The sequence below is a fragment of the Actinomyces sp. HMT897 genome, assembly GCF_016626125.1.
Taxonomy (GTDB): Bacteria; Actinomycetota; Actinomycetes; order Actinomycetales; family Actinomycetaceae; genus Actinomyces.
This window is the reverse complement of record NZ_CP067336.1, coordinates 1,047,011-1,061,903: the sequence shown is the minus strand read 5'-3', so window position 1 is coordinate 1,061,903 and position 14,893 is coordinate 1,047,011. Positions and strand designations below refer to the sequence as shown.

The following is a 14,893-nucleotide window of genomic DNA, read 5'->3' as shown; positions in this document are numbered from 1 at the left end:
TCTAGCCTCGTGCCTGGTAGACGCTAGGACCTGTTTCCTGTCCTTCTGGTCAATGAGAGGAGAAGCCCGATGACGGCAGATCTGAAGATCGTCAACGAGGACTTCGACGCTGCGATCTCGTCGTTGAAATCGGTCCACGCAATGTTTGAGTCCATGCGGTACGACGACGCTGGTCTGGGATTTAGTGTCGGTCATGCTGCTCTCGGTGTTCAGATCGTGCTGTTCAATGAGGGATGGCGGGTCAAGCGTAAGCAGCTAAGCGAGGGTATCGAAGCTCACGCCAAGTCGTTGGAAGCCGTCCGCGACACTTTTGAAAAAGTGGACAAGGGCATAGGCGACAGTATGGATCCTGGCAATAATGGGGGGCAGGACAATAAAGATCCTGCACCCAGTCCGAGCCCGGCTCCCAGCCCTGGTGGCGGCACCTCCGGTGGAGGGCGTAACTGGTTCACGGATGACTACAATGCTTCTCCGGTAGGTGGAGGCTCTTCTTCCGGGGGAGGGATTTCGGATCCGCGTACTGAACCTGCCAAGGATCCTGGTGCGGTGACCGGTACGGCTGGCCCTACCGCGACCATTAATCCCACGGACGTTGTCGATCCAGGCCAGACTCCTGAGGTCACTGACACTACGGCGAATCCTGACCTCGACCCGACGAAGTACCCTGAGGTCGCTAAGCTCAAGGAACTCCTGGGCCAGGCTGTGGACGTGGTCCTGGAGTCCCATCCTGACGGCGGGGTCACTCTCAGAGTCGGCTCCGTCTCCGGTCTGAGCCTTATCGCGCTGACTGCCCTCATGGCACGTCGAGGGAAGGCCGAGGCGGGAGACGGGGCTGTCAATGCCGCTGACGCCGAGACCGGTGCGGCCGGTGCCCTGAGGAAGGCGTTGGGCCTGGTGACCGGTACCGGAAAGACTGCTCCCGGCGCCGTGGAAGGAGTGCCGCACGGGCAGGTTCAGGACGCTCCTACCGGTTCTGACTCTCAGCCGGACAGGGACGGTGCCAGTGAGGTCGGGGCAGACCGTGGTGGGGCCAGTGGCATTGTCAGCTCCGCCGAGGGGAGTGATGGCGCGGAGGAGGGCCGTGAGGTCGGTGGTAGTGACGCCCAGGACCACCTTCGTAAGGTCCTGGGGGCTGATGCCAGTGGTGACGCTGGGGCAGGACAGGGTGGTGCGTCGCCAGGTAGCGGGGCGGCGGACCTCTCTGCGACTGCTGCCCTGAGGACAGCGCTCGGTCAGGGCGTCAGTGATGACGATGGTGTTGGTGGGCTCGACGTCGGATCGGGAGGCTCCCTGCCGGGCAGCGCGGATAACCCACTGATCCCCAACCCCACGGACGGCATGGTCGACCCGTCCTCTGACGATGGTACGACGGCGTCAGACGACAGCACGGACACGACTACCACCTCGACGGAGGGAACCAGCTCTGCCGAGGAGCGTCGTGATAGCAGTATGATGTACGGCGGTATGGGAATGGCTGCCGGTATTGGTGCTGGCGCCGGGCAGAGCTCGACGCGGCGGGATGAGGAACGAGCCAGCCTGGCACGACGTCTGCGTGAACGACTGGCCGCCAGCGCGAAGAAGGAGACGAACTGATGGCACGTGCGCAGAACTGGATGCCACTCTTGCGAAGCGTGGACCCGATCCCGGGTGATCCCTCCGCGGTCAGCGCAGCCGCGCGACGCTACCGTCAGGCTGCTCAAGATATTGAGCGTGCTCACGCTTCTCTCAACAGGCTTTCCTACCAGTCTAAAGGCGAGGCGGTTAAGAAGATACAGGAGCGTGCCCGCGAGATTGCTACGGAGGTCAAGAAGGCGCAGGGTCGTTGTGAGAAGGCCGCTGAGGCCCTTGAGGTCTATCATCCGGCGCTTGAAGACGCGCAAAGGCGGTCGCTTGTTGCCTTGGAAAGGGCTAAGCCGGCAGCTAAGCGGAAAAAAGCTTGTGCTTCTCGCATCAGTCAGATTGCCATGGAAGCAATGTGCGTCAAGGACCCAAGGCGCCTTAAGCACCTCAATGAGGAGCTGAAGGCTGTTAAGGGCAGGCTGGCTGGAGCAAATAATGACCAGCAGGCAGCCATCCGTATGCTTGAAGCTGCTGAGCGTTCACGCGACGAGGCTGCTGAGAGAGCTATTGTCATCCTCAAGGACGCCAATGCCAGCAGCGAGCTCAAGGACTCTTTCTGGGATAAGTGCAAGGACGCACTCCATCAACTGGCCAAGGTGGCCGAGGCGTTCAAGCCGATCCTGGAGAAGATCAGTACCGTGTTCGCGGTTGTCTCGCTAGTGGTCTGCGCAGTATTCCCTGTGGCTGCTCCAGCCATGCTGGCCATCGGTGCTGGCTTGGCTGTTGCCACAGCTGCTTGCAATATTATTAGCAACGCAGACAAATGTGCCGACGGGAAAATGGACGTAGGCAGTTTCCTGTTTGAAACAGCGAAGGACGTCATTGGGGCCGCTGCGGAGGTTGTCGCTGCTGGCAAGGCCTTTAAGGTGGCTAAGGCTGCCAAACAGGCTGTTGGTGCTGGCAAGGGCCTCAAGGGGGCTGTTGAGGCGGCAGAGAAGGTTGGAGGGGCTGCTAAGAAGGGTCTTCTGGGCAAGGCGAAGGATGTAGTTAGTAAGACCGTAAAATCCTTTAAGTGGCTGAAGGATCCCGCAGGCGAGGGAGTGAAGAGCGCCGCAAAGTCGCAGTTTGTCAGAGATTTTAATGCTTACGGCAAGCGTTTCGGAATCGACAAGCTTGGGAAGTCGGCGTTGCTTGAAGCTCAGAAGCGTGTCTACACGAAGGGCGTGGGGGCGCTCGCCAAACCATATCTGAAGCCAGTTACCGACATCACCAAGGGGGGCTTCAACGACGCTAAAGATGAGTTCAAAAAGGAGTTCCGGCGGGGGGTAATCGACCCGTTGAACATTGGGGCCAAATATGTCACAGGGGTGGGTGAGCGAATTGCTGGAACGAGGGGTCGGTGATGTGGCCTGACATGCTTGACCTTGACTGTCCGGAAGGACTTAACAATGTCAATTAACTTCATTGTACCTAACTTTTGGGCTGCTGTTGACATGGGCGGGGATCTGCCTGCCCAGGCACGAGAGGTAGCTAAGCGCCTGACTGCAGGCCCTACCACCAATGACTCGGCGGCGCGAATCCGTGCCGCCGTGGAAGGTCAGGTACTGGCTCAGCTGCGCAGTGCTGCCGAGGCCGGGGCGGAGTTCCTTCTCATGGAGGCTGACCCTGTGGGAGGTGTCCGAACGGGTACTTTCCTCATGATCCTGCCATTGGAGACCGAGGATAGGACGGATCCCATGGACAGGCTCCTTGCTGTCGCCTCGTCTACGCCAGACGCGGTGGTCTTGGAGGCCAACGGCCTGGTCGCACTGCGTACCACGACGGTTGACGACGTAAGCACTGGGATAGCTCAGGACGTTGCTGCGGCTCAGGAAGAGTACGATCTAGACATTTCTTACGTACCGCCGCGTACTGGCGTCCGTCGCGTCAATATCCAGTACCTGCTAGGGGACCCAGATAGCGCCGAGAACTGGAGGATTGTCGTCGGCGCCGTCACCAGCAGGGATGACGCAGAGAGCCGTGAGCTCATGAATGCCATTATCGGTGTATGCGACTCCATCATCGAGACGATGAGGCTGGTGTGACCGATGAAGCAGCTGACGATGGATCTGGGGGACCTCTGGGTAGATCTCCCCGTTGAGGCGGAGAACGATGATGGTCCGACTCCTACGGCGACTCTCGGCATTCTAGGGGAGAACGGGCCGGTGGTAACCGTGGATCTGCTTGTCTTTGAGGCTCAGGGGGAAGAGGCTGAGACCCTCCCTGCTCTTATTACCGTAGGGAAAAATGAGCGTGGCCCGCATGAGCCCGATACCGTCCAGCTCGCCAGTGGACTTACTGCGCATCGTTCACTAGGATCTTTTCCCTCGGATCCGGCTGCTCCTCAGTCCCCAGCCGTGTACTTCTGCTGCCATGCCGTGCGCATGGGGGATGTCGATGTAGTCGCCCGTACCTGGCTCGGCCTGAGCCCAAACTTGTTGCCTGCACTTATTGATCCCATCGAGGAGCTCCTGGACTCGATTACGGTCGAAGACGGGGTCTCCTGATTCTGCTTACCAGTACCTCCTGTGGCGTCGATGAGGCGATCCCCATTGACAAGTGGGTGGATTCTGGGGCAGACTCTGACCAAAGATAACTCGAGGAACAACCTCGCCACACGAAAGGATGCCACTATGGCTAACATCAGCGCTTCGTACGAGGAGATGCGTCAGCAGGCCCAGGCGCTGCGCAACACGCGCGACCAGATTACCCAGGAGCTGCAGCGTGCCCGCATGCAGGTAGACAACCTGGTGTCCTCCGGGTTCGTGACGGACTCGGCCTCGGGCGCATTCCAGACCTCCTACCAGGAGTTCACTACCAGCGCTACCAAGACGATTGACGCGCTGACCACGATCTCCCAGAACCTGGACCAGGTCGTCCGCACCCTGGAGGATACGGACAAGTCTCTGGCCGCTCAGCTGCGCTGACTCCTGTCCTGGCCACCAGGCTCCCGGGTCTGTGGCAGTGACAGGCGCCTCCTGGCCTGGAGGTCTGTGCAAAGCTTCTTCCCGGCACCCGCAATGGGTGCCGGGAAGAAGCTTGTTCGTGGCAGGGTCAGCTGACTTGCACCATGCGGGCGGGTGCCCTGAGGGAGTCCTCGGGGCACCCGCCCGCACGTGCTATGTCACCGGTGGTGAGGTTCTAGAAGGGAATCCACACCCACTTGCTCTCGCCAGGGGCCAGCAGGTAGATGCCGTAGACCCCTCCGAGCAGCCCGGTGAAGAAGAGCTTCCAATCAAAGAACGTGGGCTGGAAGCTGTTCACGAGGAGCATGATCCCGCCGCAGGTACACAGGATACCCAGTCCCTTGATGTACAGGAAGCGGATCCCGTGTCCGACGGCAGAGATCCCCCGGGCCGTCGCCCCAGTGGCTCCCCGGCGCGACTTGATGCTGTCCCAGTTCCAGATCAGGGTGAACACGCTGACAAAAATAAGGACGGAGAGGAACGTTGTCATCTTGACTCCTTACAGAAGATATGTGTGGATAATAGGAAGCAGGTTGAGTGGGTGCCCGGACTGCTACCTGTGATCTTAGCGCTCACCACGTCGAGGATTCCCAGTTCACGGCTTTGTCAACGGGGTCAGCGGCATGTGAGGACCTTGAGCAGTAGCTCTCAACGGCCGCGCTGACGCCCAGGACGTTGCTCATTGAGGAGGTGCTGAGATCGTGCTGCCTCAGAAGTGACTCCAAGAGGTCGTTCTTCTCCTCGCGGTCCAGCTTCTTAAACTCCGAGCAGGTGGTGTCGCCTGCGCTGGCACAACCACTCAGAGGCAGGCACAGAGCGGCGATCACTGATGCCGTCAGAATCTTGGTTGGCGTTTTCATGAGGTCCTTTCTTACGTTGAGAGGATGATAGGGAGTGCCTGTCCAGAGGGCCTGTCAAGGCCTCGCACCGTTGGCTTCAGCTCACCCGGGACAGGCTCAGCTTTGGTTCGGAGCTCTTGCTGAGGTACAGCTTGATCGTGTCGTTGTTGACTACCTCCACGGTGAACTTGTTCCCGGATCCCAGCAAGCCGGTCAGGTCCAGGTGGTAGGTGCCGCTCTCCTGGTAGAAGGCGTAGGTGTCCGACGGGCTGAACAGCGCGGTCTTCGACCCGTTGAACGACACGACGTCGCCCTTGCTGACGATTCCGTAGGACCCGGAGCTGACCTTCCAGGTGCCGGTGATGTCGAAGACGTCGGACTTGCCGGACTTGTCGGAGGATCCGCAGGATGCCAGGCTGGCTGCTGCGGCCACGACCAGGGGCAGGGTGAGGACTGCACGACGAGGTGTCAGGATGTTAGTCATTACGGCTCCAAAATCTTGGCAGGAGACTGTGATTGGGTGGGACGCCACTAGTGTAGAGGTGCCTGCCTGCTGTGGGCGCGGCTTCTGGCGGTATGACAGGAACTGAGCTTTACCGCCCTGTCCGGGCAGGTGCTCCTCGGGTATATCCGCAGCTAAGACGAGCATTTCCGGGACCTATGTCCCGTTGAGGTGGGGCAGAAAGATTCCGTGACAAGTTCCTGTCCTGCAACCGCATCAGGTCTTCTTATGTGTTAAAGGAGGTTTGACGTTCCGGTGCGGCCTGTGTGCCCAGGTGGCCTGGAGGCACTCCGTGTCTTCCGGCATGCAGTAGAAGGTTGCCGCACCAGTTCCCGGGGGAGAGTTGGCGGCTGAGGTGGTGAAGGTAGCGTCTGGGTGGCTGTGGTGCTGCTGGCTCCTATAGCATCATGTGGACTCGGCGTGCAACAGGAGAGGAGGGCAGGAAGTGGTAGTGCCGTGCTCGTACAGACCATGCTGGACCCGGCTGTAGGATAGATGCATGACCTCTTCTTTCCCTCCCCCTCCTGGTGGGTTTCCTGCTCCTCCGCCTGAGCCTGGGCTGCCTCCGACTCTCACCTCGCAGGTTCCCGTCCCGATGGCTCCTGTCCCGTATGTATTTCAGGGGGCGGCAGCTGGCCAACCGCCGTCCCCAGCACACCGCGTGAAGAGGTCAGGCCTTGAGATTGCTTCCATTGTCCTAACGATTGTGGCGCTCATTATCGAGGTTGCGCTCACAGTTGTTTTTTACTGGCAAAGTTATGGATATGATTTCTATGATCCTACGCCTATTCTTCTCTTCGTCATTGGATTCGCTATCCTTGTGAGACGTCGGCCGACCTCCATCGTTCTGGCAGTAGCGTTGTCGTCATTGTTTATGATGGTGAGTGTGGGACAGGTTGTTGTGGATCCTGTTAGTTTGTTGTTTACGATCTTGTGTTGTCCTATTGGCATTATTACCTGCTTCGCTGGTGCTAGGATGTTTAATGGAAGGCCGGTATCCGTATCCTGCAGTCTGGCTGTCGCTGAGGCGTTCGGGGTGTATGCGTTGAGGCAGATAATTAGAACGTTCGTCCAGATCGCGATTTTTCCGAATCGAGAGGATCTCTGTGTCAATTATATCGAATGGCTTACACCGGTTCATTATAACTGTCTGGAAGGTGTGCCAACTATTAATTATTTTATTGGTCTGCTTCTTCTCATTATTATGGTTGTCGCGTCGATCCTGTCGGTGCTGGCAGGGCTGCGGAAGCGAAGTCGCGTACTTATGCTAATGACTACGATCGGAGCAGTGTTCCCTGTTTTTATGGCGAATTTTTATTGCGCGATATTGGCTGGTTTTGCAGACGTGTGGGGTTTTGTGATGATAACAGTCGCTGGTATCGTCATTTTCCTTGCTCTGGCGCTCATGCCGTTGAGGCGTTCGGGCGCGGAATGGTTCGCTGGGAGGTGGGAGCCGAGAGTCCGGCAGCCTGTGTCGCACCAGGTTGCGTTTGTCGCCGTCCCTGTGGCCGGGCAGTACGCCGGGCAGTACGCGGGTGGGCAGCCTGCTCCCGTTGTGGGGGCGCCGGTGAGCCCGCAGGTTGCCGCCCTGTTGCCGTCCACCGCACCGACGTTCTGGATAAGCTTCTTCTTCGGTCTGTTCGGACTCATTCCCATGTCAATGGCGAACTCCATGGCGGCCAGGCTCGGTGCTGTGACCAATCAGTACAACCACGCCTTCCTCAAGGGCTGGCTCATTGGCATGGCCGCGTGGATCGCGTGCTACGTCCTGGTCTTTGTGCTCATTATGTCGAGTGGGTACTGAGAGTGTCATTCACCTGCGGTGGGTATGTCGTCGGGTACGTTGACAGATCGGCCTGACAGGTCGCGCGGCTCTGAATGGGCTTGGGGATCTGCTCACTGGCTCTACGGACCGGCGTCGTCCGCAAAGTGAACAGAGACCTTGGTCCTGTGCGCGGACACCCGCCTGGGTAACCAGCGGTGCTGGCCTGTACAGGTCGGCGTGGCCGTGGGCGCGGCCACGTGAGGTTGAAGTTGGCAGCTACTGAGGCGCATTGGCGCGGCCGCGGGCCGTGGCTGACCAGATCTGGTGTCTCATCTCATCGGTCAGGGATGCTGCCGCCAGCGGCCTGATGCTTGCGCGTAGGTTCCATTTTGCCTTATCCGTCGGGATTCCGCGTCGCTCCAGAGGCCCCTGGCTACGAACAGGACTTGCTCTGAACGGTGTTGGTGTCAAGCGTCAATCAGTACAACTTCTTGTCCTTCTGAGATCAACGTTCGCCTATAGGAGCGTGATAGCGCGAGTGGGTCGGCAAGAGCCGAGATTCCCAATGCCGACTAAGACCAAAATGTATCGGGACTCATTCTCAGTAAAGAGATCTCATGTTCACCTATGTCGCAGACGCCTCGCCCCACGGGAACGTCAACATCCATCGAGTATGCGGGAACCGCAGTGGCGTCTTCTACGTCACGTTCAATGCCCAGAACTACAGGTGCCCCCATTGCAACGTCAAGCAGGGGTGACTACCGCCCTGCTAGTCGGATATGCTCTGACCTGCAGGGATAACTGACTGAAGACCTGGGCTCGTCGTACCGCCCTCCGCTATCGGGTGCAGTCCGCACGCTGGCGACCAGCCCTTGCGCTCGGTAGTTGAGACGAGGCAGGTTCAGGGTTTTCATGACGTGGGTTGGGCGAGGCCGCGAGTCTCGCCCAACCCCTCTTGTGCGCGTCTGGCTGCTGGCAGATGAAGCGCGCTGCCCTGCCCTGTGGTCTCAGATTGTGGCCGGGTACTGCCCTCGTCAGGTTGTGAATAGATTCTGTTTGGGTGGCGAGTTGTCTCGTGGACGCGAACCTTAATGGTTTATGCGATGCCCTGAGTACCCTGCCGCCTGTCTGCTGGCCGTGTTCTGCGCACGTGTCGCAATCTGAGGATCAGAGCGGCGGGCACTCCCGACCTCATCAGAGCTCAGGCCTCTGAGCTGCGTGGACATTAGGTGTACAAAGCTGGGAACGGGGTGGGTCCGGCTCTGATCCTCAGATTGCGACAAAACCAGGTACCTGGCCTCACCGGGACCGTGTATAGAGCCTGATCCGGCCCCAGGGCGGGGCGTCTCCTGGCCGCACCAGCGCCATGGCCGGGCCCCGGGCGGGGCGGCGTGTCTTCTCCCGGCCTGCTCGGGCGCGTAGGCTTTGGGGACCGAGGACCAGTAGACGGCCTGGAGCCTGCACAGGCTGACAGGCCGTCGCCACATGAGGAGCTAATCGCCGTGCGCCTGCCTTCCCGCGATCCAGGATCACAACCCACGCAGTCCCTCAGCCAGGGCGCCCAGGGCACCCCGCCCGCGGGCGCGAGGCCGCACCGGCACGCCACCTCCTCTGGTGACCTTCCCGGCTCAAACGAGCCGACGACCTCCATCCCGGCCGAGGAGCTGGAGGAGTGGAGGGAGGAGTGGCAGGACGACTACGACGAAGGCTTCCCCTCCTCGGGGGACCGCACCACGGTCGTACCCGCCCCTGGTCCGGCCACGCAGGCCTACCCCTCGCCGGACCCCACCACCGCCTTCCCCGCAGGCGCCTCACCAACCACCGCCCTGCCCGCAGGCGACTACGACGAGGGCTTCCCCTCCTCGGGGGACCGCACCACGGTCGTGCCCGCCCCTGGTCCGGCCACGCAGGCCTACCCCTCGCCGGACCCCACCACCGCCTTCCCCGCAGGCACCTCACCAACCACCGCCCTGCCCGCAGGCGACTACGACGAGGGCTTCCCCTCCTCAGGCGACCGCACCACAGTCATGTCCACCCCCGACCCGACCACCGTCTTCCCGAGCCGGGGCGCGCCTGCGGGCGGCGGACCGGTGCGGACCCCGATCATGCCCGACCACCGGGCCCAGGCGGGGGCGCGGTCCCCAGCGGGTACGTGGTCCCAGGCGGCGCCCCCGCCAGCATCCCGGCCCCGCTCCCAGGCGGCACCCCCACCCGCCCGGTGGGGAGAGCCCGTCGAGTCGCCTCTGCCACCAGCAGTGCCCCGGCCCCAGACGGGTACGCAGTCCTCGGCGGGCAGGTGGTCCCAGGCGGCACAGCCTGCGTCCCAGTCTCCAAGCTGGCGAGCCCCCCAGCCGACGCCCCGACCCCAGGAGGCCTACCAGCCAGCTGCCCGCCCTCAAGCCGAGCCCCAGCCCGCCCCGTGGGGAGGGCCCGTCGAGAGCCCCCGACCCGTCCTGCCCCCGCCCCCGGCCAGACGGCACACCGCCGCCCTACCGCTGGGGACCCTCATGCTGGTCGTCACGATCGGGCTCCTGGGCTGGGGGACCTACACCTTCCTCACCTCCCTCCACATCCTCGACCTCGTCCAGGGCACCGTTGACAAAACCATCTGGACGGCAGGAGGTGCGGTCATAGGTGGCGCCGTCCTCGCCTTCTTCACGGTAATCGTGAGCTTCGTCGCTGTGGCCCGCGCCAAGCCCAAGACGGCGGCCCTCACGTTCATGCTGGGCGCCTTCTTCCTGCCCCTGGGGGCCTGTGCCGCAGGTGTCCACTACGGGTGGCCCGTGCTCAAGGAGAACACCCTCGCCGAGGCGCGCCAGATGGCGGGGACGGTCAACCCGGATGACGTCGATGCCCTCATTGGCCAGGTCGAGGACCTGGGGATCAACGTCCCCTGGCGCGGGGAGCTCATGGAGATCCTCCGGGGGGAGTCGCAGTAAGCGATGCGGCAAGCTGGTACGGATTGCAGTCGGGCCCAGCTGAGGTGCTGGGCCCGGCGCAGGAGGTACAGGGTACGGGCCTCGTGACCGTGACTCGGACGGTAGGGCCAGGCTCACCGGCCCACCGGCCCACCGCAGGAGGTGCAGGGCGTGAGTTGGTGTGATGGTCCGCACAATGGGCATTGCCAGGCCTGACTCAGGAGGTGTGTGGGACCCACGCCGTGTGGGTGACTGCCGGGACCGCGGCCAGGTGCGGTAGGAGACAGAGGCGCCTGCAGCCGCCCTTGTCGGCCCGGTGCCGGGCGCGACCGGGAGCTGGGGCCTGGCAGGCGTGGCGCTAACGGAGCAGAACCTGATTGTGGGGTTGTTCTGGTCGTGTCGCGTGTCTGGGTGTGGTGGCTAGCGGCCCGGTGGCAGGCCAGCTGGCGGTCTGGTGGCGGGCCAGCTGGCGGTCTCGGGCGGCTGGCGCCAGCCGGGCCTGCTGACGGTTACGGGCAGGCCGTCAACCGGCTCAACTGGCGGAGTTGCACATTCTTTTTACAAACCGCGATCAGTAAACGGCGGGATCATGCGGATCTGCTTGACGGCCTGGGCCTGGGAACCAGGATGAATGTGCAACGGCGCCCGCGTTGCACATTCATCCTGCTCACCTCCGCCTCCCGGGGCGGGAAAACGTTGGAATGACGCCACCACCCCGACCAGCACCCCGGGATGAATGTGCAACACCGCCACCCAGGCCCCCGATGAACACACCACTGGCAGCCACCACGGCCTCCCCGGCCACCTCCGGCCCTGGTCCCGGCCCCCGCACCACCAGCAGACACCCCCACGTAGCGGCACGGGGACCAGCCGATGAGGGGCCGACTCCTACGCAGCTGGCGGACACCCCGACAGGGAGGCTGAACCTGACGGCCTGACTCCCGCAACCAGGTCCTTGCCCTGTCCACGTTATAAGTACCGTTCTCACGGCCAACAAGTACCGTTCTCACGACGAATAAGTAGGGCACCGTGGTCATCCTCGCGGGCCGACCTGGGTGACGAGAAGATCAAGACCGCCATCGAACGACTCCGCCATCGGCAGCTGCGCCTTGGGCTACGGCCGCTCCCTAGCACCTCGTCAGGGGCACGGTCACGGTCAGCTTGCACGCCGGGCGGGAGCGCGGGGTCGGTGCACTCGTACTCAGGGGCCTGAAGATGTACCAGAACTTGCCCCTGTGACAGGCAGACGGTAGGGCTCCGCACGATCTACGGTCAGCTCATGACTAGCTCCTCTTCTTTAACACCTCACGAGCCTGCGATGCCCCCTCCTCCTCCTCCGCCTCCGCCCGCACCCGGCGTCGGCGGCCCTGCGGCAGGGCCAGGAACCGGGCCCGCCAACAGCAGGCGGTCCCGCGCCTCGCGGCGGTGGATCGTACCGACCATCGCGGCACTGGTCGTCAGTCTGGCCGCGGTCACCGCCCTGGCCTTCACGCAGGGCTGGCTGGGAATCAGCCCGGTCGCCAGTGAGCAGGATGGCTCGCACGGGGCCGACGGCGACTCCGGGTCGCACCGCTTCATGCCGAGCGACCTGAGCGCCGACTACCGGGAGGCGGCAAGCGTGACATGGCAGATTGAGAGCAAGAACATCCAGTTCGATAAGGTCTCCGATGACGGTTCCATGTTGCTGGCCCACGACTATGACAAGCACCACCTCTATAACATCTCCGGAGCTGAGCCGCGGGAGATCTGGTCCGGGGACTGTGGTATCCAGATCCAGGCTGTGTTCTGGGGAAACAACGTCATGTGCGCGGTTCCGACAGCGGACCGTATGTCGGTCGCGTCCTACAAACTAGTTGATGGGACCAGCGGCGACGTCACGCCCCTTGCTTGGACAGCGAATATGCAGCTGCACTGTGTTGCCGGTGATGTCGGCATCTTCTCGCCCCCGACGGATTCTGAGAATGCCGACGATATCGAGGGGTACTCTGCCGATGGTACACGGCTGTGGAATGCTGACGGAAGTAATGACACGTATCTTGGTATTGTTAATTGCTCTTCCAAGGCTCCTGTCGTGATGGCGCTGGCGGGGCTGAAGTTCGACAATAATGTGGTGATTCCACGCGATGGCGCGGTCAAGGACTCTCCCGCTGCGGCGCTGCTCAGCGCGACGACTGGGACCATGCTGACCTATGGTGACAAATTCAATATCGGGCCGCTCTCCGGTGGAGGTGTCGTCGTGTCGACGTTCTACGACTCCGATCTCACCGGTGGTACCATGAGCGCTTTCGACAGCCGGGGCAAGGAGCTGTGGTCTGAGACGGGCCGCTGGCTGTTCAGTGTTCAGGCGGAGGTATCCGCTGACGATATTCACCAGGCACTGCCCCAGATGAGCCAGGGTGAGTGGGATGTGAATCTCGTCGGCCCGGGAGGCAAGATACACGTCCTTGACTTCAGCTGCGATACGGAGGGCTCGATGTGTATGGAGACTCTCCCGGATGTGTATCTTGATGGCAAGCATCTTGACGGCCCCACCAAGGGGGGCGTGCCAGTCCTCGACAGTTTCTACCTATTGTCCGACGGTAGGACGCTGCTCGGCTCCTGGAAAGGGGTGAACGACTACATGACGATCATCGCCTACGACCTCGGGACGGGAAAGCAGACGATGACCTACAACCTCTGGGTCGCTGCTGTGTCCCTCGTTCCAGTTCGAAAGGACCTCATGGTGGTGGATGTCTCCATCATGGGCGACAACGACTACATCCCCGCTGTGCAGCCCCGGCGGCCGAGTGGGGGCAGCTCCTGAGAGCGTGCGGGGGAGCGAGGCTCGTCCCGATCGCGCCGCCGGCCAGGTGCGCGAGGCCTGGCAAGCCCGTTCTCGTGACGAACAAGTACCGTTCTCACGGCCAACAAGTACCGTTCTCACGGGTTGGGTGCGGCCCCGGGCGGGCGGCCAGCGCGCCCGGGGCCGCCCGGGTGCAGGGCGGCCCGTGGGACCGTCAGGGGTGCGGCACATGGTGGGTAGGTCCGCCCGGGTGCAGGGCGGCCGGTGCGCCGGGACGCCTCCAGCAGCGAGGACCACTGAAACCGTTCCAGTGGTGAGGACCACTGAAACCGTGGCCGCCCTGGGATGGCGGGCGACGGCGTCGAGCACGTACCCTGGCCTGCGGTGCCCGAGCGCGGGCCGCCACTTCTCCGTTCCCAGCGAGGCCGGGCCTCACGCGACCCCCTCGTGATGCGGGTCTGCCGCAGCGGGAACCGACGGGCCCCATCCGCGGGGCTCCGGACGTCATCAGTCGCGCCCCCGGCCGACGCAGGCGGGCCGGCCCTCACCGCGGTGCCGTGCGCCCCGGGGGTGGGGTCAGCGTGAGAGCAGCGACAGTTCTCGATGCACGTCAAGATGGAGAGTCTCAGTGCCAACCATTCAGCAGCTGGTCCGCAAGGGCCGCTCGACGAAGCGCACGTCGTCCAAGACGCCCGCGCTCAAGGGCAGCCCGCAGCGACGCGGCGTGTGCACCCGCGTGTACACCACCACCCCCAAGAAGCCCAACTCCGCCCTGCGTAAGGTCGCCCGTGTCCGCCTGTCCAGCGGCATTGAGGTCACCGCCTACATCCCCGGTGAGGGCCACAACCTCCAGGAGCACTCCATCGTGCTCGTGCGTGGTGGCCGTGTGAAGGACCTTCCCGGTGTCCGCTACCACATCGTGCGCGGTGCCCTGGACACCCAGGGCGTCAAGGGCCGCCAGCAGGCCCGCTCGAAGTACGGCGCCAAGAAGGAGAAGAAGTAATGCCTCGTAAGGGTCCCGCACCCAGGCGCCCGCTCGCCGTCGACCCTGTCTACGGCTCCCCGGTCGTCACCCAGCTCGTCAACCGCGTCCTGCTGGACGGCAAGAAGTCCACCGCCGAGCGCATTGTCTACGGCGCCCTGGAGGGGGTGCGCGCCAAGACGGACCAGGACCCGGTCTCCGTGCTCAAGCGCGCCCTGGACAATATCCGCCCCGCCCTGGAGGTCCGCTCCCGCCGCGTGGGCGGGGCCACCTACCAGGTGCCCGTCGAGGTCCGCCCCGGCCGCGCCACCACCCTGGCCCTGCGCTGGCTGGTGGACTTCTCCCGCAAGCGCCGCGAGAACACCATGACCGAGCGCCTCATGAACGAGATCCTCGACGCCTCCAACGGCCTGGGTGCCGCGGTCAAGCGCCGTGAGGACATGCACCGCATGGCCGAGTCCAACAAGGCCTTCGCCCACTACCGCTGGTAATCCCCCGGTAGGCACGTCGGTCGGGGACCGTCCCCGCGGGACCCGGCCG

The 14,893-nt window shown here is 62.8% G+C and carries 13 protein-coding genes; 10 read left to right on the top strand and 3 right to left on the bottom strand.

Annotated features, from left to right (window positions below; all coding sequences use genetic code 11):
* The first annotated feature begins 69 nt into the window (after window positions 1-69).
* From JJJ15_RS04440 to JJJ15_RS04420, 5 genes are all read left to right on the top strand, one after another.
* The gene (locus tag JJJ15_RS04440; RefSeq protein WP_200511564.1) at window positions 70-1,593 is read left to right on the top strand and encodes a hypothetical protein; all 1,524 of its coding nucleotides are present in this window, start codon (window positions 70-72) and stop codon (window positions 1,591-1,593) included.
* Between the two features lie 38 nt (window positions 1,594-1,631).
* A complete protein-coding gene (locus JJJ15_RS04435) occupies window positions 1,632-2,963 on the top strand; it encodes a putative T7SS-secreted protein (RefSeq protein WP_200511563.1) in 1,332 nt (443 codons plus the stop codon).
* A gap of 45 nt (window positions 2,964-3,008) precedes the next feature.
* Complete coding sequence (locus JJJ15_RS04430) at window positions 3,009-3,644, top strand: hypothetical protein (RefSeq protein ID WP_200511562.1); 636 nt, start codon at window positions 3,009-3,011, stop codon at window positions 3,642-3,644.
* Window positions 3,645-3,647: 3 nt separating this feature from the next.
* A complete protein-coding gene (locus JJJ15_RS04425) occupies window positions 3,648-4,106 on the top strand; it encodes a hypothetical protein (protein WP_200511561.1) in 459 nt (152 codons plus the stop codon).
* A 126-nt stretch (window positions 4,107-4,232) separates the two neighbouring features.
* Window positions 4,233-4,526 carry a WXG100 family type VII secretion target gene (locus JJJ15_RS04420; RefSeq protein WP_200511560.1) on the top strand — a complete coding sequence of 98 codons (294 nt, stop codon included), beginning with the start codon at window positions 4,233-4,235 and terminating at the stop codon, window positions 4,524-4,526.
* 214 nt (window positions 4,527-4,740) lie between these two features.
* Here JJJ15_RS04420 and JJJ15_RS04415 read toward each other — a convergent pair whose 3' ends face one another.
* The 3 genes from JJJ15_RS04415 to JJJ15_RS04405 all read right to left on the bottom strand — a co-directional run bounded on the left by JJJ15_RS04415 (window position 4,741) and on the right by JJJ15_RS04405 (window position 5,888).
* Window positions 4,741-5,055 (bottom strand): hypothetical protein, encoded by a 315-nt coding sequence (locus tag JJJ15_RS04415; RefSeq protein ID WP_200511559.1) that lies wholly within the window; start codon window positions 5,053-5,055, stop codon window positions 4,741-4,743.
* Window positions 5,056-5,137: 82 nt separating this feature from the next.
* Window positions 5,138-5,425 carry a hypothetical protein gene (locus JJJ15_RS04410; protein WP_200511558.1) on the bottom strand — a complete coding sequence of 96 codons (288 nt, stop codon included), beginning with the start codon at window positions 5,423-5,425 and terminating at the stop codon, window positions 5,138-5,140.
* Between the two features lie 76 nt (window positions 5,426-5,501).
* Window positions 5,502-5,888 carry a hypothetical protein gene (locus JJJ15_RS04405; protein WP_200511557.1) on the bottom strand — a complete coding sequence of 129 codons (387 nt, stop codon included), beginning with the start codon at window positions 5,886-5,888 and terminating at the stop codon, window positions 5,502-5,504.
* 724 nt (window positions 5,889-6,612) lie between these two features.
* On the opposite strand from JJJ15_RS04405, the gene JJJ15_RS04400 reads away from it, so the two are divergent.
* From JJJ15_RS04400 to rpsG, 5 genes are all read left to right on the top strand, one after another.
* On the top strand, window positions 6,613-7,710 hold the full coding sequence (locus JJJ15_RS04400; RefSeq protein WP_200511556.1) for a hypothetical protein: 1,098 nt from the start codon (window positions 6,613-6,615) through the stop codon (window positions 7,708-7,710).
* Between the two features lie 1,463 nt (window positions 7,711-9,173).
* The gene (locus JJJ15_RS04395; protein WP_200511555.1) at window positions 9,174-10,610 is read left to right on the top strand and encodes a hypothetical protein; all 1,437 of its coding nucleotides are present in this window, start codon (window positions 9,174-9,176) and stop codon (window positions 10,608-10,610) included.
* 1,258 nt (window positions 10,611-11,868) lie between these two features.
* Window positions 11,869-13,392 carry a hypothetical protein gene (locus tag JJJ15_RS04390; protein ID WP_200511554.1) on the top strand — a complete coding sequence of 508 codons (1,524 nt, stop codon included), beginning with the start codon at window positions 11,869-11,871 and terminating at the stop codon, window positions 13,390-13,392.
* A gap of 607 nt (window positions 13,393-13,999) precedes the next feature.
* Window positions 14,000-14,374 carry a 30S ribosomal protein S12 gene (gene rpsL, locus JJJ15_RS04385; protein WP_106109633.1) on the top strand — a complete coding sequence of 125 codons (375 nt, stop codon included), beginning with the start codon at window positions 14,000-14,002 and terminating at the stop codon, window positions 14,372-14,374.
* Window positions 14,374-14,844, top strand: coding sequence for a 30S ribosomal protein S7 (rpsG, locus tag JJJ15_RS04380; RefSeq protein WP_106109632.1), 471 nt, complete (start codon window positions 14,374-14,376; stop codon window positions 14,842-14,844). The genes rpsL and rpsG overlap by 1 nt, the downstream gene beginning before the upstream one ends.
* The last annotated feature ends 49 nt before the right edge of the window (window positions 14,845-14,893 follow it).

Excerpts from the sequence above, each read along its gene's own strand:
- JJJ15_RS04440 (WP_200511564.1), top strand. The coding sequence starts at position 70 with ATGACGGCAGATCTGAAGATCGTCAACGAGGACTTCGACGCTGCGATC.
- JJJ15_RS04430 (WP_200511562.1), top strand. The coding sequence starts at position 3,009 with ATGTCAATTAACTTCATTGTACCTAACTTTTGGGCTGCTGTTGACATG.
- JJJ15_RS04425 (WP_200511561.1), top strand. The coding sequence starts at position 3,648 with ATGAAGCAGCTGACGATGGATCTGGGGGACCTCTGGGTAGATCTCCCC.
- JJJ15_RS04420 (WP_200511560.1), top strand. The coding sequence starts at position 4,233 with ATGGCTAACATCAGCGCTTCGTACGAGGAGATGCGTCAGCAGGCCCAG.
- JJJ15_RS04415 (WP_200511559.1), bottom strand. The coding sequence starts at position 5,055 with ATGACAACGTTCCTCTCCGTCCTTATTTTTGTCAGCGTGTTCACCCTG.
- JJJ15_RS04410 (WP_200511558.1), bottom strand. The coding sequence starts at position 5,425 with ATGAAAACGCCAACCAAGATTCTGACGGCATCAGTGATCGCCGCTCTG.
- JJJ15_RS04405 (WP_200511557.1), bottom strand. The coding sequence starts at position 5,888 with ATGACTAACATCCTGACACCTCGTCGTGCAGTCCTCACCCTGCCCCTG.
- JJJ15_RS04390 (WP_200511554.1), top strand. The coding sequence starts at position 11,869 with ATGACTAGCTCCTCTTCTTTAACACCTCACGAGCCTGCGATGCCCCCT.
- rpsG (WP_106109632.1), top strand. The coding sequence starts at position 14,374 with ATGCCTCGTAAGGGTCCCGCACCCAGGCGCCCGCTCGCCGTCGACCCT.